21 protein-coding genes and 2 tRNA genes are annotated in these 22,485 nt (G+C 64.7%); 13 read left to right on the top strand and 10 right to left on the bottom strand.

The genetic code is table 11. From position 1 onward, the window contains the following. Positions 1-5: 5 nt before the first annotated feature. Entirely contained in the window at positions 6-1,433 is a 1,428-nt protein-coding gene (locus VGK20_18015; GenBank protein ID HEY2775941.1) for an amidohydrolase family protein, read from the bottom strand. A 162-nt stretch (positions 1,434-1,595) separates the two neighbouring features. On the opposite strand from VGK20_18015, the gene VGK20_18010 reads away from it, so the two are divergent. From VGK20_18010 to VGK20_17995, 4 genes are all read left to right on the top strand, one after another. Then, positions 1,596-2,645 carry a CoA ester lyase gene (locus VGK20_18010; protein HEY2775940.1) on the top strand — a complete coding sequence of 350 codons (1,050 nt, stop codon included), beginning with the start codon at positions 1,596-1,598 and terminating at the stop codon, positions 2,643-2,645. 192 nt (positions 2,646-2,837) lie between these two features. Further along, positions 2,838-4,040, top strand: a complete 1,203-nt coding sequence (locus VGK20_18005; protein HEY2775939.1) for an ATP-grasp domain-containing protein — start codon at positions 2,838-2,840, stop codon at positions 4,038-4,040. A gap of 17 nt (positions 4,041-4,057) precedes the next feature. Then, entirely contained in the window at positions 4,058-4,960 is a 903-nt protein-coding gene (locus VGK20_18000; protein HEY2775938.1) for a CoA-binding protein, read from the top strand. Between the two features lie 17 nt (positions 4,961-4,977). Continuing rightward, on the top strand, positions 4,978-5,196 hold the full coding sequence (locus VGK20_17995) for a hypothetical protein (protein HEY2775937.1): 219 nt from the start codon (positions 4,978-4,980) through the stop codon (positions 5,194-5,196). Positions 5,197-5,287: 91 nt separating this feature from the next. Here the strand turns inward: VGK20_17995 and VGK20_17990 are convergent, their stop codons facing one another. After that, positions 5,288-6,361 (bottom strand): hypothetical protein, encoded by a 1,074-nt coding sequence (locus VGK20_17990; GenBank protein HEY2775936.1) that lies wholly within the window; start codon positions 6,359-6,361, stop codon positions 5,288-5,290. A gap of 227 nt (positions 6,362-6,588) precedes the next feature. Here VGK20_17990 and VGK20_17985 point away from each other — a divergent pair, with 227 nt between their 5' ends. Together VGK20_17985 and VGK20_17980 are read left to right on the top strand one after the other, a co-directional pair. Further along, positions 6,589-7,548: a Rieske 2Fe-2S domain-containing protein gene (locus VGK20_17985; GenBank protein ID HEY2775935.1), complete on the top strand. Its 960-nt coding sequence runs from the start codon at positions 6,589-6,591 to the stop codon at positions 7,546-7,548. Between the two features lie 8 nt (positions 7,549-7,556). After that, a complete protein-coding gene (locus tag VGK20_17980) occupies positions 7,557-8,342 on the top strand; it encodes an SDR family oxidoreductase (protein ID HEY2775934.1) in 786 nt (261 codons plus the stop codon). Between the two features lie 13 nt (positions 8,343-8,355). On the opposite strand, the gene VGK20_17975 is transcribed toward VGK20_17980, so the two are convergent. Continuing rightward, entirely contained in the window at positions 8,356-9,081 is a 726-nt protein-coding gene (locus VGK20_17975; protein ID HEY2775933.1) for a methyltransferase domain-containing protein, read from the bottom strand. A 13-nt stretch (positions 9,082-9,094) separates the two neighbouring features. Continuing rightward, positions 9,095-9,502, bottom strand: a complete 408-nt coding sequence (locus VGK20_17970) for an EVE domain-containing protein (GenBank protein ID HEY2775932.1) — start codon at positions 9,500-9,502, stop codon at positions 9,095-9,097. Positions 9,503-9,692: 190 nt separating this feature from the next. On the opposite strand from VGK20_17970, the gene VGK20_17965 reads away from it, so the two are divergent. The 4 genes from VGK20_17965 (at position 9,693) to VGK20_17950 (ending at position 12,334) form a co-directional block, all read left to right on the top strand. After that, a tRNA-Lys gene (locus tag VGK20_17965) sits at positions 9,693-9,765 on the top strand. Positions 9,766-9,808: 43 nt separating this feature from the next. Then, positions 9,809-9,883 (top strand) — tRNA-Glu (locus tag VGK20_17960). Positions 9,884-10,115: 232 nt separating this feature from the next. Continuing rightward, positions 10,116-10,331: a hypothetical protein gene (locus VGK20_17955; GenBank protein HEY2775931.1), complete on the top strand. Its 216-nt coding sequence runs from the start codon at positions 10,116-10,118 to the stop codon at positions 10,329-10,331. A 740-nt stretch (positions 10,332-11,071) separates the two neighbouring features. Then, complete coding sequence (locus VGK20_17950; protein ID HEY2775930.1) at positions 11,072-12,334, top strand: PQQ-binding-like beta-propeller repeat protein; 1,263 nt, start codon at positions 11,072-11,074, stop codon at positions 12,332-12,334. A gap of 118 nt (positions 12,335-12,452) precedes the next feature. On the opposite strand, the gene VGK20_17945 is transcribed toward VGK20_17950, so the two are convergent. The 4 genes from VGK20_17945 to yghU form a co-directional block, all read right to left on the bottom strand. Then, complete coding sequence (locus VGK20_17945; protein ID HEY2775929.1) at positions 12,453-12,923, bottom strand: hypothetical protein; 471 nt, start codon at positions 12,921-12,923, stop codon at positions 12,453-12,455. A gap of 382 nt (positions 12,924-13,305) precedes the next feature. Beyond that, complete coding sequence (locus VGK20_17940) at positions 13,306-13,458, bottom strand: hypothetical protein (protein HEY2775928.1); 153 nt, start codon at positions 13,456-13,458, stop codon at positions 13,306-13,308. Positions 13,459-14,907: 1,449 nt separating this feature from the next. Continuing rightward, positions 14,908-15,663, bottom strand: coding sequence for a hypothetical protein (locus VGK20_17935; protein HEY2775927.1), 756 nt, complete (start codon positions 15,661-15,663; stop codon positions 14,908-14,910). Positions 15,664-16,011: 348 nt separating this feature from the next. After that, positions 16,012-16,890 carry a glutathione-dependent disulfide-bond oxidoreductase gene (gene yghU / locus VGK20_17930; protein ID HEY2775926.1) on the bottom strand — a complete coding sequence of 293 codons (879 nt, stop codon included), beginning with the start codon at positions 16,888-16,890 and terminating at the stop codon, positions 16,012-16,014. 325 nt (positions 16,891-17,215) lie between these two features. Here yghU and VGK20_17925 point away from each other — a divergent pair, with 325 nt between their 5' ends. Further along, positions 17,216-18,184, top strand: a complete 969-nt coding sequence (locus VGK20_17925) for a DUF1566 domain-containing protein (GenBank protein ID HEY2775925.1) — start codon at positions 17,216-17,218, stop codon at positions 18,182-18,184. 44 nt (positions 18,185-18,228) lie between these two features. On the opposite strand, the gene VGK20_17920 is transcribed toward VGK20_17925, so the two are convergent. After that, entirely contained in the window at positions 18,229-18,633 is a 405-nt protein-coding gene (locus VGK20_17920) for a DUF2231 domain-containing protein (protein ID HEY2775924.1), read from the bottom strand. 441 nt (positions 18,634-19,074) lie between these two features. Here VGK20_17920 and VGK20_17915 point away from each other — a divergent pair, with 441 nt between their 5' ends. Continuing rightward, positions 19,075-20,016, top strand: coding sequence for a hypothetical protein (locus VGK20_17915; protein HEY2775923.1), 942 nt, complete (start codon positions 19,075-19,077; stop codon positions 20,014-20,016). 52 nt (positions 20,017-20,068) lie between these two features. After that, the gene (locus tag VGK20_17910) at positions 20,069-20,653 is read left to right on the top strand and encodes an O-methyltransferase (GenBank protein HEY2775922.1); all 585 of its coding nucleotides are present in this window, start codon (positions 20,069-20,071) and stop codon (positions 20,651-20,653) included. Positions 20,654-20,750: 97 nt separating this feature from the next. On the opposite strand, the gene VGK20_17905 is transcribed toward VGK20_17910, so the two are convergent. Further along, positions 20,751-22,046, bottom strand: coding sequence for an alkaline phosphatase family protein (locus VGK20_17905; protein ID HEY2775921.1), 1,296 nt, complete (start codon positions 22,044-22,046; stop codon positions 20,751-20,753). Positions 22,047-22,485 lie beyond the last annotated feature (439 nt).

Below are 22,485 nucleotides of genomic sequence, written 5' to 3'. Positions count from 1 at the left end.
GAAGCTCAGTTGCCGGCGACCGCATGGCGTTCGATCACGACGCCGCTTTTCATGACGGCGCGGATCTTCGAGAGCGCTGCGACGTCGCGGCCCGGATCGCCGTCCACGAGCAGGAGGTCGGCTTTCTTGCCCACGGCGACGCGGCCGAAGGACGGATCCTCGGTCTTTTCGATGAAGCGGGCCGGATCCCACGTGGCGGCGCGCAGTGCCTCGGCGGCAGTCAGGCCGCCTTCGACCAGCAGCGCAAGCTCGCGGTGCAGCCCGGGGCCGGGAAAGACTCCGGACTGGGCATCGCTGCCCGCCAGCAGCGTGATGCCCTTCTGGTGCATCAGAAGCACGTTTTTGCGCCACGCCTGGCGGTTCTGCTTCAGCTCGCCGAAGTATTTCTCGAACTCCGGAGAGATCGCGCCGGGCGGAATCTTGTCGAAAGACGCGAGTATCCGTGCATCGGCCGTTTCGCGCTCGAGAGGGGTCGGCACGCGCGGGGTGCCGGTCAGCGCATAGCTCTCGAAGACTCCCATCGTCGGCACGACCGGCTTGCCGAACGCGGCGATCTTGGCCGCCGATTCCTCGTCGAGCGGCTCGCGGTAGACCATGTGCATGAAGGCATCGACGCCGGCATTGCCGGCCTCGAGCGCGTCGGCGAGGCTGCCGACGTGCGCGACGACGCGAAGGCCTTTCTCATGGGCCATGCGCACGACGGCGGCTGCAAGAGGAGCGGCCAGCTCCGGCGCCCCGTCGGGAATCGCATCGATCGCGAGCTTGACGAAGTCGGCGCGGTCGGCCGCAAGCTCGTCAATCGCCTTGCGAACGTCGTCGGTGGAAGCCAGCGGTCGCACCGCGTGTCGCTTCACGTACCAGCGCAACCACCACGGCGCGATCGCGTCGACGACGGGAATCGGATGTCCGCCGACGGCAGTGAGCATCGGGCCGGCCGCGAAGATCGTCGGGCCGAGAAGTTTTCCCGAAGCGACGCCTTCGCGGCGCTGGAACGCGTCCGGCTCGAGATCCGCAGGATCGAGCACGGTCGTGACGCCGCAGTAGAGAAACGACTGAAGATTGCGATCGGCGTCGGGAAACTCGCGCAGCCACGGCGGTGCAGGACTGTTCGCGACGTGGCCGTGGCTGTCGACGAGGCCGGGCACCAGCGTCGCGCCGCGACCGTCGACGTGCTGGCTTCCCGCAGGAACCGCCAGGCTCCCGCTGGCTCCGATCGCGGTGATGGTCGTGCCGGTGACGAGCACGTCCTGGTCGGCCGTCTGCGTTCCCGTCGTGACGTCGAACACGGACGGATGCTCGAACACGACGGATGCCGGAGGCGAGGCCGGCCGCGTAACCAGCGGCGGCGGCTTGGCGCAACCGGCAAGGGCGAGCGCAACTACGGCTGCGGCGATCCAGGCGGGAACCCGGCTTCGACGGTCGGTCCCTTTCATGGCGCTTTCCTTAGGCAATGCGGGCGGCAGACGCGAGGGTCGCGCGAGCACGTGCGGCCGGCGGTCCGGGGGCTCGTCTGTGCGCAACGGTCTCGTCGACTCCCCATATCGGATCGCGTATATGCGCCGCGGACTTCCGGGACTTTTGCGAAAGGAGCCTTCATGCGCAGCGCCAAAGCATTCTTCCGACCCCTGGCCATCGGTGCCCCCGCGCCTGTGCGCGAAATCCCGGTGCGGCCGTCGCGAATGATTCATTTCTTCGATGCCAGCAACCCGAAGATGGCGGCCAAGGTGCCCGACATTGCAAAGCAGGTGGACGTGCTGCTCGGCAACCTCGAGGACGCCATTCCGACCGCCAACAAGGTGGCCGCGCGCCGCGGGCTGATCGACATCGCGAACAAGACCGACTTCGGCGACACCCAGCTGTGGACGCGCGTCAACAGCCTGGATTCTCCGTGGGTGCTCGACGACCTCGTCGAGCTGGTCAGCGAGATCGGCGACAAGCTCGACGTCATCATGGTGCCCAAGGTCGAAGGCGCGTGGGACATTCACTACGTCGACCAGCTTCTTGCCCAGCTCGAGGCACGCGCCGGCATCAAGCGCCCGCTGCTCGTGCACGCAATCCTGGAAACGGCGACCGGTGTCGCCAACGTCGAGCAGATCTGCGCAGCAAGCCCTCGCATGCAGGGCCTGTCGCTCGGGCCGGCCGATCTCGCGGCTTCGCGCCGCATGAAGACGACGCGCGTCGGCGGCGGCCATCCGGGCTACATCGTGCGCACCGATCCCGATCCGGCCAATCCCGACGCGCCGCGCCTGACGGCCCAGCAGGACCTGTGGCACTACACGATGGCGCGCATGGTCGATGCCTGCGCATCCAACGGGATCCTGCCGTACTACGGGCCGTTCGGCGACATCAAGGACGTCGTCGCCTGCGAGGACCAGTTCCGCAATGCGTTCCTGATGGGATGCGTCGGCGCATGGTCGCTGCATCCGGCGCAGATCGACATCGCCAAGAAGGTCTTCAGCCCTCCCGTCGATGAAGTGCTATGGGCCAAGAAGGTGATCGAAGCGATGGGCGACGGCGCGGGAGCCGTGATGATCGACGGCAAGATGCAGGACGACGCGACGTACAAGCAGTGCAAGGTCATGGTCGAGCTGGCGCGGATGCTCGCGAACAAGGACGCCGCCCTCAAGACTGCCTACGGCTTCTGAATCCGGGGAATCGGGGACAGTGCCCATGCGTAAATGTAATGGGGTCTGACCCCATTACACATAGGCATGGGGACTGTCCCCATTCTTGCGACACCGGAAAATCCGTATATAGAGCCCCGGTTCCGGCCGATTCCGAGCGGCCGTGCGGCCGGCTGCGCGTCTGCGCGGCCGGCTTCGAAGGAGAAGATCTCGATGCGTTTCTATGAGTTCGAGGCCAAGCGCGTCCTTGCCAGGCACGGCATTCCGGTGCCGCCGGGCGGCACTGCCGCCGCGGCCGCCGAGGCCGAAAAACTTGCTGCCGAGCTGGGCTGCCCCGTCTACGTCAAGGCCCAGGTCTTCTCGCGCCGTCGCAGCAAGGCCGGCGCAGTCGAAGTCGCCGCCACGCCCGCCGACGCCGCCAAGGCCGCCAGCAAGCTGCTCGGCAGGAAGATCGGCTTCGATACGACCGAGCGCGTGCTCGTCGAAAAGAAGATCGAGACGGTCAAGGAATACTGCCTCCACACCACTTACGACGGCGCTGCCAAGCTGCCGGTCATGACGGTGGCCGACATGGGCGGCCACGACATCGACGACCTCGCCTCGAGCCAGCCGGCGCACGTCAAGCGTCGCCACTTCTCGTCGCTCGCACCGATCTCGCCGTACCGCGCCAAGGAAGTCCTTCGCGACCTCGGCCTCGGCGGCTCCGACCTGAACAGGGTAACGCCGATCCTGACCGCGCTCTGCGACGTGCTGATGCGCTACGATCTCACGTTCACCGAGATCAACGCGCTCGGCCGCACGGCCGACGGCAAGTTCTACGCGCTCGACGCCCACCTCGACATGGAGGCCGAAGGTTTCGAGCGCCAGAAGCCTTTCCTGACCGAGCTGGCGATCACCGATCCCGATGCACGCGGCACCCGCCCGCCGACTCCTTTCGAGCTGGAGGCAACGCGCATCGACGACGAAGACCCGCGCGGCATCATTTCGCCGATCGCCGAATTCGACGGCGACATGGGCCTGGTGATCGGCGCCGGCGGCGGCTCGATCACCACCTTCGACGCCATCCTGCGCCACGGCGGCAAGCCCGCCAACTACGCGGCCATCGGCGGCAACCCGAGCGTCAGCAAGGCCAAGGGGCTGACGAAGCTGGTGCTGCAGAAGCCCGGTGTTCGCAAGATCTGCGTGATCTCCAACGTCGTCTCCAACACCCGCGCCGACCTCGTCGCGCGCGGCGTCATCAAGGGCATCCTCGAGCTCGGCATGGATCCGAAGGAGACGATCACGATCTTCCGCGTGCCCGGCGCGTGGGAAGCCGATGCCTTCAAGATCCTCGACAAGTACGGGGTCGAGTACTGCGACCGGACGGTTTCGCTGTCCGAGGCCGCGCGCCGTGCGGTCGAGAAGGCCAAGGCCTGAAGGGCAGGGGAACGAAGATGGGAGTGCTCGTCCACAAGGATTCCACGTTCATCATCCAGGGTATCACCGGCCGTGAGGCGCTCAACTTCACGCGCGAGTGCCTGGAGTACGGCTCGAAGATCGTCGGCGGCGTGACACCGGGCCGCGGCGGCCGCGAGGTCTACGGCGTGCCGGTCTTCGACACGGTGCGCGAGCTCACGGCCACGCGCCACGTCGATGCATCCGTCGTCACCGTGCCGCTCGGTGCAGCGCCCGACGCCTGTTACGAAGCCATCGATGCCGGCATCAAGCTGATCATCATCATCACCGAAGGCATCCAGCGCCGTGACGCCACGCAGGTCATCGAGTACGCCACCATGCACGGCGCGCGCGTGATCGGTCCCAACTGCCTCGGCATCATGATTCCCGAGGTCACGCGCGTCGGAAGCCTCGGCGGACCTGCCGTCGACTGCCGAAAGGCGTTTCGCCCGGGCCATGTCGGCGTGATGTCGCGCTCCGGCGGCATGACGACCGAGATCTGCAACGCGCTCACTACGGCGGGCCTCGGCCAGAGCACCGCGATCTCGATCGGCGGCGACCCCGTGATCGGCTCGACTTACGCCGACCTGATGCCGTTCTACGAAGCCGATGCCGACACGCATGCGGTCGTCATCTACTCGGAGCCGGGCGGTTCGGCCGAAGCCGAGCTCGCCAAGTGGGTCAAGGACAACAACAGCCGGCTGCCGGTCATCGCGTTCGTCTCGGGCCGCTTCATGGACAACATGCCCGGCATGAGCTTCGGCCACGCCGGCACCGTCGTGAATCGCAAGGAAGACTCGCCGGCCGAGAAGATCCGCGCGATGCGTGCCGCCGGCATCTCGGTGGCCGACGAAGTCGGCGACATTCCGAAGCTCGTCAAAGAGCGCCTGAAGGCAGCCTGAGCAGCCGGAGAACGAAGATGGCGATGTTCATCGATGTAAAGGCCGACAATACGGTCATCGCGAAGACTCCCGGGCTTGCTGCCAAGCTCGTCGAAGTCTGCCCCGTCAAGATCTATGCGCTCGGCAGCGAGCCGAACACGGTGCGCGTCGTCGAAGACAACGTCGATGAGTGCACGCTGTGCGACCAGTGCCTGCAGCAGTCGCCGACCGGGTGCAGCGTAACCAAGCTGTACTGATCTCCGGCCACCACGAGCGCGGGGGCGGCAACAGATTCAAGGCCGGAAGCGAGTCGGCTTTTCGCCCGCTGTGCAGCGCGGGCGAGGAACCTCAGCGCCCGATGCCGTGCAGCCGGCGCGGGTTGTCCACCATCATCGTGTGCACTTGCTTCTCGGTGGCTCCGCAGGCACGCAGCCACGGCACGATGTGCTCGAGCACATGGCTGTAGCCCCAGCCGCCGTTGGCCTTGTAGCAGGTTTTCCAGCCCACTTCGGCGCCGAGCAGGATGCGGTTCGCATAGCCGCACGCGAGCAGTTCCATCACGGTCTCGACTTCGATCCGATCAGGCGTGAAGCCGCGTCCCGGGCCGAGCGCTTCGCAGAATTCCTCGTGGCCGAAGTGGTCGTACGAGATGAATCCGACTCCGCGCTCGAGCAGCTTCTTCGCTGTCGAGACGGGAAAAAGGCCGAGATGCGACGGATAGACCTTCGCAAGGTCGGCACCTTCTTTTTCGAGGATGTCGATGTAGGTGGGGAAATGGTCGACGGGTGTCTCGCCGTAGATCGTAAGGTGGGCATTGGGATGGATCGTCAGTGACGCGCCGGTCGCCTTTTGCGCGCGGGCGGCAGCGCGCAGCACTTTCTCTTCGTGCGGCTGGAACGGATCGGCGGGATAGCCGCTGAGGCCGATCTCGCCGATGTTGCCTGCGCGCACTCCCGTCGTGCCGATGCCTTCGAGCACCTCGCGCGTCATGATGTCGGCCATTTCCTCGATGCTCTTGTCGGCGAGCCACGAAGGATGCGCGCCCTGGATATACCAGCCGGTCGAAGCGACGACGTGAAGCCCTGTCTCGCGCGAGATGCGCTTCATCGCATCGACGTTGCGGCCGATGCCGTCGAGGTCCATGTCGATGATGGTCCCGCCGCCGCAGCGCTTGAACTCGGCGACTTCGCGAATGGTCAGATCCACGTCGTCCTGGCGGAGGTTCTTCTGGAACGCGAGGCCGTTGCGGCGGATTGCACCGAGATGCTCGAGCGAGAAGTCGCCTTCGAAGCGGCGGCGCACCGCTTCGTCCTGGGGCGGCATGTACCAGCACGAGATGTCGAGGGTCAGGTGAACGTGGGACATCGTCGCGCCGAGGTCGGCGGAATCGATTGGGCCGAGTACGGTCTGGACGGTTGCCATGGTCCTCCTTCGGGCGGCGGCTTACACGACTTGGCCGTCGAAATGCCGGCGCAGGCGGGCGATTTCCGCGATGCCGGCACAAAAAAGCTTCGCCAGGACGCACACTTGCGCCGGGGCGGGAAGTACTGTCACGCCGTGCCGCCGCCGCCGTGCCCGCCGGTAGACTCCCAGCCGGTCCGCGCCCATAATCGGCCGAACTGGAACAAGTTCTACCAGTGGAGAAACCGATGCAAAGAATCCCGCTGCCCCCGTATCCGAACGGCTGGTTCGCCGTCAGCCATTCCGACGAGCTCAAGGCCGGCGAAGTGAAGACGGTGCGGGCTCTCGGTCGCGACTTCGTCGTGTTTCGCGGGGACAGCGGCAAGGCCTTCGCAGTCGATCCGTACTGCGCGCACCTCGGCGCCCATCTCGGCGTCGGAGGCACGGTGCACGGCGACACGATCCGCTGCCCGTTCCACCACTGGCGCTACGACGGCGGAAGCGGCCGCTGCACGTCGATCCCGTACACGGAAAAACTTCCACCGAAGGCCGCCATCGGCGCGACGCGGGTGTGGGAGAACAACGGCTTCGTCTTCGTCTGGAACCACGCCGAAGGGAAGGAGCCGGACTGGACTCCCGACGTCGTCGAGGAGCTTGCCGATCCCGGCTACTACCTGTGGGGCAAGAAGGATTGGCGCATCGCCTCGCATCCCCAGGAAATCATGGAGAACGGCGTCGACATCCAGCACTTCTTCACGCTGCACGGATGGAAGGCGCGCTCGATCGACTGGCAACCCGAAGGACACCGGTACACGCTGCGCATCGACGTCGATCCGGGGCTCGAAGGACAATCGGCGACGGCGGCGAACGCAACGGACGTCGATTCGTTCAACTCGGGGCCGTCGTTCACGTGCACGCGCGTTCGCGGGCCGATGACGGGCATCGCGGTCAACGTGCTGACGCCGATCGCTCCCGAAGAACTGTGGATCCAGCACCGCTACTACGGACACACCAAGACTGCCCCGGCCATCGTCGATGCGTTCTTCACGAACTACATCCGCGACTACGAGCTGGACGTGCCGATCTGGAACGCGAAGCTCTACCGGCCGATCCCCGTGATCGCCGAGAACGACGGCCCCTACGTACGCTACCGGCGCTGGTACGCGCAGTTCTACTCGAAAGCTCCTCAGGAATCCGTGCAGGCCTGAGCGTCGTCGTGCCGCGCTTCGACGGGAAAGTCGGCTTCGTGACCGGCGGTGCCACCGGCATCGGCCTGGCGTGCGCCCACGCCATCGTCGAGGGTGGAGGCCGCGTGATGCTCGCGGCGCGGCGCCGCGACCGCCTCGAAGAGGCCGCGGCAGGGCTCGGCAAGGCGGCGGCGTTCGTGGACTGCGACGTGACGAGCGACGAGTCGGTGGACGCGGCAGTCGAAGCGACGGTATCGTACTTCGGCGCAGTGCACGTGGCCGTCAATTCGGCCGGGATGGGAATGGCGGGCCCAATCGAAACGCAGCAGACGCCGGTGTTCGCGATGACGGTCGAAACCAACCTCACCGGTGTGTTCCGCTGCGTACGCGCCGAGGCGCGCGCGATGAAGGCGACCGGCGGCGGCAGCATCGTCAACATCAGCTCGATTGCCGCGGTGCTGACGCACAAGTGGATGGCCGCCTACTGCGTCTCCAAGGCCGGCGTCAACATGCTCACGCGCTGCGCAGCCGACGAGCTTGGCCAGGACAATATTCGCGTCAATGCCGTGATGCCGAGCCTGGTGGACACCGAGCTTGCCGTCACGCTCACGTCGAACGAAGAGGCGGTGGCCGAGTACAAGCGACTGATGCCCCTTGCGCGCATCGGCAAACCCGCGGACGTTGCCGCGATGGTCGCTTTTCTCCTCAGCGACGAGTCGTCGTGGATCACCGGGCAATGCATCGGGGTCGACGGCGGGCATACGATCCGCCAGGGCCCCGACCTGGTCGAACTGTTTCGCCCGTTCGTTTCGTAAGGCGCGAAATCCCCTACGCCAGCGCCGAGATTCTTTTCAGGGCGTGCATCCACGTTCGCTCGCGGCGTCCGTCTTCGAGTACCCAGAGTGCGCACTGGTCGGCCGCGAAGCGACGGGCCGCCATCCCGCGCAAGAACACGGCCGCATCGGCCCGAAGGCTTTCGGTCAGCAGGATCGCGCCGGCGGGATCGAGATGAAGATCGAGCCACGAGGCCAGCGGCTCGTAGTGCGCCGGATCGTAGACGATGTCCGCGCAGACGATGAGATCGTAGCGGGAGCCGTCATCCGAGGCCGACGTAAAGTCGATGCGCCGCACTTCGCTGCGAGCGTCGCCGAGTCGCGCGAGCGTCGCGCGAACGAACCCGAGCGGTTCCTCGAGGTAATCACCGAATACGACCGGAGTGCCGCGGCGGGCGAGCGCGAGACCGGCGGCGCCGAGGCCGCAACCGAGATCGAGCACGCGGGCGCCGGGGGCGAGATCGAGGTTGGAAAGGACGGCGCCGAGCGCACGCGCACCGGTCCATACCAGCGCCCAGTACGGTGGGTCCGGCAGCTCGCGTTCGCGCAGCAAGGCCGCGGCATCGATGCTGCTTTCGGGATCCGCCAGTGCGTACAGATCGAGAGGCTCGGCGGGAAGCAAGTGCAGCTCGTCGTCCTGCTCCACGCGCACGTCGAGCTCCAGTTGCGTCCATTCGGCGTCGTGGGCGCCGATGCGGAGGCGCGAGGGTGGGGCGCTCATCGAGAGCCGGCGATCACTTCTTTGCGAGCGCAACGATCGTGCGCATCTCGGCGTCGGTGATCGGCACGACGGAAAGGCGTCCCTGGCGCACGAGCCCGATCTGCTTCAGCGCGGGAGTCGACTTGATCGTGGCGAGCGTGACGGGCGACGGCAGGGGCTTTTTCGCCGCGAGATCGACGCAGAGCCAGCGCTCGTCGTCGATCGTCGGATCCTGGTAGGCAGCGCGCGCAACCGTCGCGATGCCGACCACGGCCTTGTCATCGCCGCTGTGGTAGATCAGCACGTCATCGCCTTTCTTCATCGCGGCGAGGTTGTTGCGTGCCTGCGCGTTGCGGATACCGTCCCAGCGCGTCTTCTTGTCGTGGACGAGTTGTTCCCACGAGTACGTGGAGGGTTCGGACTTGGCGATCCAGCAGGCCATCGGTGTCGGGGGATTCGATATCGCCGCAACGAGTAACGCAAAACCGGCTGCGGCGCGTTCTCGGGCGGGTTGCAGCCATATCGTTCGTCCGCTTCGGCTGCCGGTGAAGGTGTGCGCACGCGGCCGCTGGCAATCCCCACGCCAATGGGTTGCAAATGGGGTCCGGATTGCTATCGTTGCGGGTCTTTTCGAGCCGTTAGCTCAGGTGGTAGAGCAGCTGCCTTTTAAGCAGCGGGTCGCTGGTTCGAGTCCAGCACGGCTCATTTTTTCCGGGCCGTCGTCGAACGCATCGCGGCTCGCCTCTGGGTCCCCGTCGTCTAGCCCGGCCCAGGACACCGGCCTTTCACGCCGGTAACACGGGTTCAAATCCCGTCGGGGACACTTCTCCTGCCTTTCCACTCGGAACGGCCTGCAACAGCCTGAAAATCACTGACGTTTCGGCCGTTCCAAATCCGCGCTTCAGCGAATAGGTCACACCGTGAGGGAAGATGACCTGTTGGAGCCGCTGCTTCTGTTCCAGCGGAGCTTCGATCCATAGCCGAGCGGCGTCGGTGAGGACGTACTCGGCGAAGGCAAGCACGCCTTCGACGTCCAGTTCTTCGAGCCGGGCGTCATGCAGGTCGCTTTCGGTGAAGGCGATCTCCTGATCGATGCGAGTCGCCTCACGCTCGAAAGTGCTCTGCTCTTCCGCGACGCCGACGAGCGTGGATTTCGCGAGACCGCCACGGCACCTCTCCCACTCGACCCAAAGGACTTCGACGACCCGGGCCTGAACGGGATTGAAGGTGTAGGTCTCGCCGAACCACCACACGGAGGAGTAATCCTCTGAATGAGTTGCGTCACCCAAGGCTGGCGACGACGGCGGTGCGGGTGGTACGGGCCATCCGCCAAGCGCCGCAGGCACTCTTACGCCGCAGCGAAGTAGCTCGGCGACGACGGCAGGGACGTCAATCGTGACCTTCTGCGCTCGTTTGAGACGAGCCGGATCGTCTTCTGAGGGGGAATCGCGGAGGTGCAGCTCCACCCAACCAAGCACCATCATGGGATGTGGCGTCAGTGCGCGCAGAGAGACGCTTTCAACCGCCTCGATGGTCGAGGGAGCTTTCTGCACCACCCGGTACACGGCTCGTATCAGTTCCCGGATATTGGGTTGCGTGATCTCGCGAGCCCAGGCTTCGACGAACGCGCGCACGCTCATCGTCATTCGTCTGCTTGCGGCAGTAATTTCGTCCTGATGAACCATACCGTTCGAGGTACGAAATGCACCTCGCGCGTCGCACGGGTGCAAACATAGTGGCAGATCGGGGGCACAGGCCGAAAGTCTCCGATTTTGCGTAACAATTTCGGCACGCGGGGCTACGGCTGCTCCGATTTTCGGTGGGCAGACCGCTGCTATCCGCGGAGTCGCGGCTAGCGGCGCACATCTGCTTTCTCGGTAGGCTCGCTCCGAGCGCGTCGCCGAGGCTTCGACGAGACTCGGCCAGCCGGCGATAGTAGGGCCATGAAAACGCTCCCATCGGTCGAATACTGCTCCCGCCAATATCGGGATGGAGGCGGGTGAACCCTGCGATGATGGAAGCAGTCGCGGGCAGCCGAGCGCGGCTCGGCACATCGACCTTGATCGCTGCGACGGTGCTCGGTCTGGTCGCGGCGTCCGCGGCGAAGGCTGGCGAAGCTGACCGGCCGGTTCTCGTCTGCGATCGGTTCGTCAATCCAATCGACGGACAGACCGTTGGCCGAGTTCCCGGCGGATCACCCTACGAACGGTCAGATCCGTTGCCGGGGAAGACGGGGTGGTTCTCACACAACAATCTGGCGGTCGATGCGGCAACGATGACGGCCACGACGGATGGAGTCATGGCCGTCTCGGGCCGCACCGTTCGTGATTCTACGATCTCTCTTCTCGGAGAGGGGGGCGCGGTGCGATGGACTCATCCCTTTTTTGATTCACTCCGCCCGCCCGTATGGGCCGAGGAAGTCGGAATCGTAGTCGTTCCACAGATCGGAGGACTCGTCGGGATCAGTGACGCCAGCGGTGAGGAAGTCTGGCGCGCGAAAGGCCCGAATGACCGTCTGCTCGCCGCACACGGACTCGTCGTCGCAACCGATCGCGAGTCCATAGTTGCCCGCCGGCTCACCGATGGTAGCGACGCGTGGCGCGACAAGTTCCCCAGTCCCGAAAAAACGGACCCGGAGCCTACCATCGCGGCTGGCGATCTTTTCCTTGTCGGTAACAGGGGAGGGGGTAGCGACGGATGGACGCGGGCGTACTCTACCGATGGGTCACTTCAATTCGTTCTCGATGGAGAGACTGTCCATGGAGCACGCCAGATTGCTCCCGGCGGCGATGTGATCGTCGTGACCGAGTCCGAATCGAAGCCCGGTCCGTTTCCGGGTCGCGTCGGGAACTACTACGTCACAACTTCATCTAGAACGGCCCGCCTGAATCGGAACGGCCAAGAGATTTGGCACGTGGCCCCTCCAATCCCGGCTGATGAGCACACGCCCGCAGGCATCTACCAACTCCCGGATGGCTCGATCCTCGTTGAAACGCATGTGTCATCTTCCGACACTGGCGTGGATGTGGCCAAGATCGATCCGGTTACGGGTGCCGTCGCTTGGCGCGTTACAGCTAGTCGGCTCGGCGTTGGGCACTCATTCTACTGGCAGTACGTCTACATCGAGCTACGAGGAAGCGAGTTTGTCCTCGTGAGCCAAGCACTCGGTGGTCACTTCGTGGAACGCCGAACAATCGCGGATGGCGCTTTGGTTCATCGTTGGCAGTTTCCGCCGGAGTATCCCGATCCCGGCGTGTCCCGTCGTACGCCTTGACGTTCGATGCCGCGGCTGGTCGCGCGCCGGATCGGAGGAACTGGTTCTCGGGTGGGAGGAGTGCCGAGGGATGAGAAGGAGCCTACCCCATATAGAGGGCGCACGTGCGGCCCGCGGGTCACAAGCCGAAGCCGCCGATCTGGTCTTTAAGCGACTCCATCGCCTCCTGCCGCCGCCGCTGCCGCTCGGCGGCTCGCACCGCGGCTTCATCTTGCGCGCACAGCTCGCGGGCGGAGGAGGGTCCGACCGCGGCCGGGGCTTGGCCCGCCAGCCGCCCGAATCCCTCCAAGACCTTCAGGGCGACCGCCACATTGCCATTCTCGACGGCCTTCAAGACCACCTCCGCGGCCGCGGCAGCGGCCCTCTCCATCCGGGCTGACGCCGCGGTACGAAGTTCCCTGACGGCGGCATTGCGCTCAGCCTGAAACTCGTAGTCGTCGCGCAACCAGCGGTGGACCGTCTCACGTGACACACCCGCTGCGCGCGCGGCGTCGGTCACCGTCGAGCCCATCACGATCGCCTCCAAGGCCGTCGTCTTCTGCTGCGAGAGTTGCGGCGGCGTTTCCCGGCCTGTGGCGTTCTGTGGCATCCCGTGACCTTACAACCCCGATTATGCCCCGTCCTCATGCGGCTGTCAGTCCTTCCAATCCAGAGATGGGGTCATAACCGCGCGTGCCGTCTGAGTTCTTGGAGCGATTCATGGGCAAGTTGCGTCACGCCGCGAGGACATTCCGCAGCAAATCCACCTCACGCAGCCATGCGAACAGTTCGTTCCAACTCGAGTCGTCGGGGACACTTCTTTCTCGCACCCGGCCTGCCTGCACGCATAGCGCCAGTACGTTCCTGGTCCGGGAGAACGACGGCGGTCACGGAGCAGCCGGTTGGTGCGGCGTGGGATCGCTCCGAGTTGGGAACGCGCGCGATCACTCTGCAGCGGAAGCGATGCCTCGCGTCGCCTACCCACGCCCTCGCTACTTGTCCTTGGTGAAGTAGCCGTGCGCAATCCCAGAGAGCGAGCCGAGCAGACTGCTGTCCGTGACGTCCGCGCAAAGTGAGACTCCGTTGCCGACTACGATGCCGCCCGGGAACTCGTAGAGGTGCAACAGGCGACCGTCGGACCGCACTCCCGGTTCCTGGCGAGTGGCAAATACTGTGGCCGTCGTCGTAGCACCTTCCCGATACAGCCGCGTCGAGGGGTACGTACCTGCCGTGCCGCCCGCGGACTGGAGTTCCACGGATGTCACAACGAATACATCGCCGTCCGGAATCGCAAAAGGGAACTCCTGCGAACCGTCCTCAAGGAGGCGAACATGGAACTTGACGCTTCCGCTCAGGATGGTCGTGCAGGAAGCCTGGGTTAGGACGTCCACCATGGCGCTCGGGCTCTTTGGCCCCAGGGTTCCACCCCAGGCTGGAACCGATCCCATTGTGAAAACGACGATAGCGGCCACTAGCGAACGATTCATCTCATTTCCTCCCAGTACGTCAGAGAGCAGCGTGAGGCGGGCAACGAGCGAAGCCCGCCGTCCCGGGAATGCAAACTCGACTCAACTGCCGGCCGTCTACCACAGACTCCCGGCCGCCGATATCAATCGCGAGAGTTGAGCTATCACCGGGAGGCGGGACGTCCCGCGAGCTTGGAAGTTGAGTACCAGAGACCGAGCGCATGAAGGGTTTGCCAAATCGGACCTGAGCATCGAAGCTGATGCGGCTGAGCGGGCTCACGATAGCAAGGAGAGTCGGCTCTCTGCCTGCGGATTAGATAGCCGGAACCCCGGGATGTGTTCGGTTCGAAATCATAGTGGCACCATCTCGATAGGGTCATCGGGCCCGCTCTGCGGCCATTCCGGCGAGTTTTCCCTCATGCCGCCTGTGCCTTCCGCACCAAATCTAGCTCCCGCAACCATCCGACGAACTGGTTCCAAGTCGCAACGTCGGGGACACTCTCTCGCAGGTCAGTCGCGTGCAACCCTACGGGTTGCGGACGCAATCGTACGTCAGCGGAATCGTCGGCCCGAGATCGACCACATCGAAGTCCGTCACCTTGATCCCGTACATCGAGTGCGAATCGATGCCGACTTCAGTCCATCGGGAAGCTCATGACCAAAGCGGTACATGATCTCGGTTTCCTGCCCGCCTTCGGTCAGATAGCGAACGCCAGGCCGCTGCACGGGGAAACGCTTACGCATCGGGGAACTCCATCGAGGGCGAGTACATTTATCCTGGGGCCCTGCCGTCGTCACGCCAGCGTCCCGGCCAAGGAGTGAATCGCCCTGCTTTCAGGCCGATGCGGATGACTCTAGAGTCCGAATCGGCCTTTGCGGCCGCAACCAATGCGGGGGGAGCGCCCAGAAGGTCATCGATGATCCGCCAGCCGTCTCGCTGCTGGCCGCCGCTTCGCGCAGCAGCGGCGCGCCGCTCGAGTACAAGCTCCCGCAGCCAGCCGACGAGCTGGTTCCAACTCGCAACGTCGAGGGAACTTCTCTCGCTCAACACGATGTGGCCCTTACATGGCAAGCGCCGAACAGCGCAAGCCTCTCGCGCATCGCACCGAGCAGACGCCTGCATGTTACTCAGGGCCCGCAAACACCGCCCGTGCAGGTTGGTGCGCCACCCGGACAGATGTCCCCGCAGGTCCCGCAGTTGAACGGATCGGAGCTCAGGTCCGCGCATGCGCTGTTGCAGCAAGCGGGAGTCGTTCCACCGCAGACGGTTCCGCAGGCTCCGCAATTGAGGGAATCAGTAGCCGTATTGGTGCAGGTCCCGCTGCACCCGACTTCGCCCATGGGACACGTGCAGACTCCGATCGCGCAGATCTGAGTGTCGTCGCAAACGGTTCCGCAGGCTCCGCAGTTGTCCTCGTCCGTCTCAAGATTCACGCAGACATTGTTGCAGTTGGTGTCGCCGGCACCGCAGGCGGCCCCAGTGCCGACTGGAGCGCAGACGAGGCTCGTGGATTTGATCTCGAGAGAATGTGGCCCGAACTGGTCGGTGGCATCCGTCGTGGCCGCCAGCTTGTTGCACTTGGCCTTGTAGCAGAGGTAGGTCTGCGCGGCTCCGCCCTCGGCGGCGCCCGGTGGCGGCGGCGACACGTTGCCCTTACTCACGTCGATGCAGTAGAGCTTCGCGGGGACGCTGATGGTACAACCCGACTCGAGCGCAGGGATGACGGGGTTGGCAGTAGTCAGATCCGCACTGTAGGCGGCCTTTGCCGCGTTATCCTTGATCTTGAAGCACTGAAGATGATCCCGGGTCGGCGCGGCCGACGCGTTCGAAGCGACGAGCAGGATGAACGCGCCGATGAAAAATGCCTTTGTCACGTCGAGCATGGCGGACCCCCAGAGTCTATAACTGCAGCTCGCTTTAACGCGGCCGGATTTCAGGGGCCGCGGTGGCCGAAGCAATCGCCGCCCTGTGTCAGTCATGGTCGCAATTTGGTGCTGTTTCTGAATTTTTCATCTTCTACTCTGCAGTGCAGCTGTCAAGGGAAATCTGCCAGCAGAGAGCCGCCGGACGTGGTGGTCTCGCGCAAGTCGGTGCTTGCCGAAGTATGGCCACGAGATCGCGCCGAGCGCGAAAGAAGCGTCGACGACGGCGATTTGAACCAGGTGTTACGGCGGGGACGCAGGCTGGCTCTCAACGAGCATTGGTCCGGGACGGCTTCGTAAACATACCGGCTACGCCGAAGGTGCTCCCTCCTCCCGCGGCACCTTGTCGAAATCGCTCGCTTCGTGGCGTTCGGGCAACTGGCTCGACGGGCTGCCCCATGCGCGGTTGACCATGCGGCCGCGTCGCACCGCCGGTCGCGCGGCGATGAGGTCGGTCCAGCGCATGACGTGCGTGTACTCGTGCACGCCGAGGAACTCGCCGCCCTCGTAGAGCAGGCCTTTCACCAGGGCGCCGTACCAGGGCCAGATCGCCATGTCGGCAATCGTGTAGTCGGCGCCGGCGACGTACTCGCTTTCTGCGAGCCGGCGATCGAGCACGTCGAGCTGCCGCTTCACCTCCATCGCGAAACGGTCGATCGCATACTCGATCTTGAGCGGCGCGTAGGCATAGAAGTGTCCGAATCCGCCACCCAGGTACGGTGCCGCACCGACTTGCCAGAACAGCCACGACATGCACTCGGCGCGCTTCGACGGATCGCCCGGCAGGAACTCGCCGAACTTCTCGGCGAGGTAGAGCAGGACGGCGCCGGATTCGAAGATGCGAATCGGCCTGGCAGGATCGGAGCGATCGAGCAGGGCCGGGATTTTCGAGTTCGGATTGATGGCTACGAAACCCGACCCGAACTGCTCGCCCACGTTGATCGGGACGATCCACGCATCGTACTCGGCCGCTGTGTGGCCAAGGGCCAGCAACTCCTCGAACATGACCGTGACCTTGACGCCGTTCGGCGTGGCCAGAGAGTAAAGCTGAAAAGGGTGGCGGCCGATGTTCAACTCTTTGTCATGCGTCGCTCCGGCGATCGGCCGGTTGATTTCCGCAAACCGGCCGCCGCTCTCCTTGTTCCAGGACCATACTTTCGGCGGCGTGTACCCGAGCGTCTCGGCCATGGTGTTCTTCTCCCGGTAGGCTGCAATAGGCCGGATCCAGCGGTTCACTGACAACACGCTGCGAAACCCGGCGAGCAAGAAAAGGGGAATCAGCCCTCGACTGTCAAACGATGGTCATCTGCGACGCATCTCGTCACCGCAGGCGGGTTCCAACGCTGATCGTCGGGCGGCGGAATTCCGGATGGAGAAGAATACTCCGCTTGGCGCAATGCCGCTGCTTCACTTTCTCTGGTGTCAACCGTGCCCGTGCGTCAGAACAGCCATCGGGCGACGCCGCCACCGGAAGCGATGCGCAATCGCATCCCGCAGGACTCGTGAATACGCGATGCGAACAAACCATGGATTCCTTCTCGTTCCGGCATTCGCCTTGCTCGTGCTGTGCCACGAGCCCGCGCAGGCCCAGACTTGCTCTTTCAGCGGCCCCTGCGGCGATGTCGATCATTCCGGTACGGTCACCTCGGGCGACGCGCTGCGGGTACTGAGAAAAGCGGTCGGCCAGGCGCTGACCCTGACCTGCGTATGCGACGAGGGCAGCTGCTCAGGCGACCTGGCGACCTGCAACGCCGCCCTGTCCACCTGCGACACGTCGTTGTCGTCGTGCCAGGACGAGCTTGCGGCCTGCAACGCCGCCGGGCATTTCCCCGCCACGGGGCAGACGACGAGCTACGGGACGGGCGATGACGGCGATGTTCGCGCCGGAACGGCTCTGGCATTCACCGACAACGCCGACGGCACGATTTCCGACGAGACCACAGGATTGATGTGGGAAAAAAAGCGACGGGGGGGCGTCGGGATCACCGTGTGCAACGGGGAGGACGGCCTCTGCGCCGATCCCCACGACGTCGGCAACCGCTACACGTGGTCCGCCAGCGGTGACGCGTTCGACGGGAGCATTGTCGGCATCTTCCTGAACCAGCTCAACAACCGCTGCGACCACGACGCGACCAAGGCGTGTACATCGAATGCCGACTGTTCCGGCCCCGGCGGCGCCTGCGGTTTTGCCGGGCACCGCGACTGGCGGCTGCCCAATCGCAAGGAATTCGACAGCATCCTCGACTTCGAATTTTCCGGACCGCCGCTCGATGTCGCTTTCCACGGGGCGAACTGTGGCAACACCTGTTCTGCCCTCGATGACCCGAGCTGCGCGTGCGATGCGGTGAACCAGTACTGGGGCTCGACGACGTTCGCTGCCAACACGGGTGCCGGCTACCTCGTCAACACCGCGAACGGATACTGGAGTGCGTTTACCAAGACCGGCAGCGCATTCGCGCGCGCGGTACGCAGCGGCGCCTGACCGCTGCTCCGGCTGAAGCAACGGCCAGGCGGCGCAACGACCCTTCAGTGGCTGCGCGTCACCGTCCGGCGGCTGAGTGAGCTCGGCGCGTCCAGGTTGGCATCGTCGTAGACGCCGACGCCAAGGCGGTCGACCAGCTCGCCTCCGAGCCATACGGTTACCACGGCGAGCGCGATGCCTGCGAAGGAACATACCAACGCAATCTTGTTTGCTTCGTAGGGAACCATCGCCGTGGCCATCAGGTGGCGCTGCCACGCGCTGACGGCGAAAAATACCAGGACGACCACGTTGCCGAGACCGTGCATGAGCCCGATGCCTTTGGCCCTCGTGTTCTTCGGAATCGCGATCCAGTCGATGAGACCGAACGGTGCGGCAAGGAGACCGCCGACGATGCCGGCAGCGATGATCCAGTACGCCGTAGTCTCGATTGCCGCGGCGCGGGTGATCAAGTACGCGATGTCAAAGATGAATTGCCAGCAACCCGACGGGGAAGGCGACAAGCATCGGGTGGACCGGATGACCGAGGATTTTGGCTCTGCTTTCCATGAATCACTCCTCGAGCGCGGAGCGGCCGTGTCACTCTCGTGCGCTGCCGCATCGGTGCGGCAAACGGTGGGATGGCGGCCCTGCCTCAATTTCAGGCGACGCAGCGGCCTGGCCAATAATTCGAGACCAGCGTCCCCGTACCGGGTGGTCGAAGCACGATGCGGGAGGTCGGGGAGTTTCTATTCCGCCGGCGAGGCGCATGGACCCGGAGCGCGAGGTCGATGCGCGGGGGGCCGCTTCGCGCGCACGGCGATTCCCGCTATGAAACGCCCCATGTCGCAGGGGGACGACGACATCGTGACTCGGGCAGCGGGGATGCTCGCCGTTTCCCGGGAGGCCGCCGCGTGAAGCATCGGTTCCTGCTCCTGGCAGGCGCGCTGTTGGCGACGGCGCTTTTGCCGGCGGTGGCCGCCGCCGGCAAAGGGCAATGTTCCCAGCCGAGCAGCAACGGCACCAAGCCGGTCGCGAGCGACTGCCTGTACATCCTGAAGGCCGCGGTCGGTGCGCTGTCGTGCTCGCCCGCGTGCATCTGTGCTCCCTCCGGGTCGCTTCCGGCCAAGGCGCGCGATGCGCTCCTTTGCCTGCGCGTCTCGGTCGGTCAGGCGGGATCGCTTGCGTGTCCCTGTGTGGTCGGCGACGACTTCGACGACTCCAGCGAGGATCCGTCAAAGTGGGGCAGCGGCGACGACATCCAGGGCCACGGAACCCTCACCGAGACGGACAAGGTGCTCCAGTACGCCTGCAGTCCACCGACTGGTTACGACATCGCACTGCGGCGATGGGTAGAGCAAGTGATGCCGTATGATTCGGACTGGGAAGCTCGCATCGATGCGGGCAATCTGGTCGCGCCGGCCTTGGCGGCGCAGTACGCAAGTTTCGGGATCGCGGTCTACCACGTCACTTACGCGGACGAGGCATTCATCGAGCTCTACGCGAACAGCGCAGGCCGCGGATTCCACGGCGATCTGTACCGGCACGGGAATTCTGCCGCGAACGCCGATACCCTTGCGATTGGCGGCCTCAGCGCCGGATCCGCGCGCATTACGTTCGACGCGACGACGAAAATACTGCGCTTCTATTACGACGCCAGTGGCGACGACGGATCCACGTGGACCGAGCTCGGATCGTTCGGGATTCACGGGTCCGGCACCGGAAACGTCGATTGGGGACTCACTGCCGGCGAGACGATGTCGATCAGCGTGTACGGGTACTCGCAGGACGTCTCGGTCGGCCCCGGCCAGTTGTTCGGCGACAATTTCGCGGTTTCTGGCGGCGTGGTTCCGTGAAGGGAGCTGCGCAGCTGCGACGGCCGCGCCGGCTGCGAAGGAGAGACGGTCGATGGACAATGCTCTTCTGAAACTGCTCGATGAGCTTTCCCGATTCGGCCAGGGCAACGATGCTCGCGAGACGGCGCGTCCTCGGAGGATGCTCAACATTACGCCCGAAACCGGCCGCCTGCTGTGGATTCTCGTCGTGTCCACCGGCGCCAGGCGGATCCTCGAGGTGGGAACGTCCAACGCGTACTCGACGATCTGGCTGGCCGATGCGGCACGTGGCGTGGGCGGGCGCGTGACGACGCTGGAAGCGAATGCGGACAAGGTCGTTCAGGCACGCGACAATCTCGAATCCGCAGGTCTCAGCAGCTTCGTCGAGATCGTCCAGGGTCCGGCGGCCGAAACGATCGCGGCCCTGGACGGTCTTTTCGACCTGGTTTTTCTCGACGCGGATCGCGCGAGTTACCTTCGCTATCTCGAGCTGGTGCTTCCGAAGCTGAAGACGGGCGGTTTGCTCGTAGCCGATAACGCGACGTCGCACGCCGAGGAGCTCGGCGACTACCTCTCGCGCGTCAAGTCGCACACCGGGCTATTCTCGGTGACGATTCCGGTCGGTAACGGCGAGGAGATCACGATCAAGACAGCGTGATGCGGTTCCGGGGTGTAGCGGGTCAACGCTGGTGCCTGTCACTATTCCTCTGGTGCCTGACCCCATTCCTGTGGTGCCTGACCCCATTACAAAGCTGTTATTGGCCGATGTAGCCGAGGGATTTCAGGTGCTCTCGGATCTTGTCGTCGATGGCGGCGGGAACCTCGGGTGATGCCGGCGGGCCGCTTCCGGGCGTGTCCCACGTGTCGATCGTCTCGTCGGGGCGCTGTGCGACGGAGTCTTCGAAGATCGAACTCAGCACGTGGCCGTCCATGTCCTTGCCGATCGGCAGAGTGAGGGCGTGCAGGATGGTCGGCGCGATGTCGTAAACGCTCGCGCCGTGGAGCTCGATGCCCCGACTGCCGCCGTGACGGATTCCCGGCCCGTTCGCGATGAAAATCCCGACGGGCCGGTGCGATCCCGACAGGTGCATGTATTCCGGAACATCCACCTTGTTCTCGGCGACCGCCGGGCCGGCGCCATGATCGGAGCAGATGATCACCAGCGGCGGATCCGAGGCGGGATAGTGCGAGAGCACTTTGCCGACGCCTTCGTCGATCCACTGCCAGTAGCGCGGAATCACTTTGCCGAAGGCCGCGACTTGGTCGGGTGGAACGATGGTCGTGCCTTCGACCGACTTTCCATCCGCGTCACTGTGCGGCGCGAAAGCGCCCGGATCCATGAACTTCCAGAACCCGTGCTGCACGTCGTCGGTGCCGCGCAGATAGAGAAACAGCGCTTCGGGCAGCGGGCCCTCGGAAAGCGTGCGCTCGGCAGCATCGAGGTAGAACTTGTCGCGGGTCCACGCGCGCACGAAACGGTCGAAGACGAGGAAGTCCAGGCTCGGCGGCTCGCCCGGTTTGCGCACGGCCTTTTCGGGATCGTACGGGTAGTCCATGAACCTCGGCATTGCTGCCACGGCCTGCCCCTGGGGAATCGGCGCGAGGTCCCACAGAAACGTTTCCGGGTAGGCCGAGCCCGGCATCTGTCCGAACTCGGCGAGATCCGTCAGCAGCCGACCGTCGACTTCTTCGGCCGGAAACGTCACGTACCAGCCGAGTACGGCAACGTCGATGCGGCGGCGGCTGAGGATCCTCCACAGCGGGCTGGTCTTGAGCGAACTGCGGTCGACCGGCACCGGATTGCCGAGGCCGTTCGGAAAACGCACGAACCAGGTGACGCCGGTTTTGTCCGGCACCTTTCCGGTCGCGATCGACGTCCACAGGACCGGCGAGCTGCTGACCTCGGTGGATTGCAGGTTGCCGTAGACACCGCCGTCGCGAAGTCGCGCAAGATTGGGCAGCAGGCCCTGCGCCATCCACGGATCGAGAAGGTCCCAGGTCCCCGCGTCGATGCCGATGAGCACGATGCGGGGGCGCTTCGCCTCCGCCATACCCGCGGCTTGCACCTGTCTGGCCGGCGCTGGGGGGCCCTTGCTGCAGGCGAAAAACGAGAGCGTCGCCAGTGCGATCAGGATGACAGGGAGAGGACCTGACCAGCGCGATCGTGAAGCAGGCCCGCGATGCATCACCCGCCAGTGTGGTCGAGTCGCCGCGGAATGCCAACATTGCAGACTGGACAAAACCCCACGGCTTCCCCATAAACTCGCGTTCTCCGGCTCGCCGTCGCGTCCATGAGGCGAGTGGCGGGTTTTGGAAGAGCAGGCACTTTGTTCGGCAACGATCCGCGTTTCAGGCGCTTCGTGCTGCTTCTGGCGGCGGCGACCGCAATTCCGATGATCGCGGTCCCGTTGTCGCAGGGGCAGTGGCATGACTCCTCGGCGATGCTGTGGTTCGCGGCGGCCATCGAATTCCTCGGAGGTCCTGGTCACG

The organism is Candidatus Binatia bacterium (assembly GCA_036493895.1).
Lineage (GTDB): Bacteria > Desulfobacterota > Binatia > UBA1149 > CAITLU01 > DATNBU01.
This window is presented reverse-complemented; position numbering and strand designations above follow the sequence as displayed.

What these genes read in the sequence shown, in the direction of transcription:
- VGK20_18015 (HEY2775941.1), bottom strand. Translation starts at nt 1,433, where the DNA reads ATGAAAGGGACCGACCGTCGAAGCCGGGTTCCCGCCTGGATCGCCGCA.
- VGK20_18010 (HEY2775940.1), top strand. Translation starts at nt 1,596, where the DNA reads ATGCGCAGCGCCAAAGCATTCTTCCGACCCCTGGCCATCGGTGCCCCC.
- VGK20_18005 (HEY2775939.1), top strand. Translation starts at nt 2,838, where the DNA reads ATGCGTTTCTATGAGTTCGAGGCCAAGCGCGTCCTTGCCAGGCACGGC.
- VGK20_18000 (HEY2775938.1), top strand. Translation starts at nt 4,058, where the DNA reads ATGGGAGTGCTCGTCCACAAGGATTCCACGTTCATCATCCAGGGTATC.
- VGK20_17995 (HEY2775937.1), top strand. Translation starts at nt 4,978, where the DNA reads ATGGCGATGTTCATCGATGTAAAGGCCGACAATACGGTCATCGCGAAG.
- VGK20_17990 (HEY2775936.1), bottom strand. Translation starts at nt 6,361, where the DNA reads ATGGCAACCGTCCAGACCGTACTCGGCCCAATCGATTCCGCCGACCTC.
- VGK20_17985 (HEY2775935.1), top strand. Translation starts at nt 6,589, where the DNA reads ATGCAAAGAATCCCGCTGCCCCCGTATCCGAACGGCTGGTTCGCCGTC.
- VGK20_17975 (HEY2775933.1), bottom strand. Translation starts at nt 9,081, where the DNA reads ATGAGCGCCCCACCCTCGCGCCTCCGCATCGGCGCCCACGACGCCGAA.
- VGK20_17970 (HEY2775932.1), bottom strand. Translation starts at nt 9,502, where the DNA reads ATGGCCTGCTGGATCGCCAAGTCCGAACCCTCCACGTACTCGTGGGAA.
- VGK20_17955 (HEY2775931.1), top strand. Translation starts at nt 10,116, where the DNA reads ATGCAGGTCGCTTTCGGTGAAGGCGATCTCCTGATCGATGCGAGTCGC.
- VGK20_17950 (HEY2775930.1), top strand. Translation starts at nt 11,072, where the DNA reads ATGATGGAAGCAGTCGCGGGCAGCCGAGCGCGGCTCGGCACATCGACC.
- VGK20_17945 (HEY2775929.1), bottom strand. Translation starts at nt 12,923, where the DNA reads ATGCCACAGAACGCCACAGGCCGGGAAACGCCGCCGCAACTCTCGCAG.
- VGK20_17935 (HEY2775927.1), bottom strand. Translation starts at nt 15,663, where the DNA reads ATGCTCGACGTGACAAAGGCATTTTTCATCGGCGCGTTCATCCTGCTC.
- yghU (HEY2775926.1), bottom strand. Translation starts at nt 16,890, where the DNA reads ATGGCCGAGACGCTCGGGTACACGCCGCCGAAAGTATGGTCCTGGAAC.
- VGK20_17925 (HEY2775925.1), top strand. Translation starts at nt 17,216, where the DNA reads ATGCGAACAAACCATGGATTCCTTCTCGTTCCGGCATTCGCCTTGCTC.
- VGK20_17910 (HEY2775922.1), top strand. Translation starts at nt 20,069, where the DNA reads ATGGACAATGCTCTTCTGAAACTGCTCGATGAGCTTTCCCGATTCGGC.
- VGK20_17905 (HEY2775921.1), bottom strand. Translation starts at nt 22,046, where the DNA reads ATGGCGGAGGCGAAGCGCCCCCGCATCGTGCTCATCGGCATCGACGCG.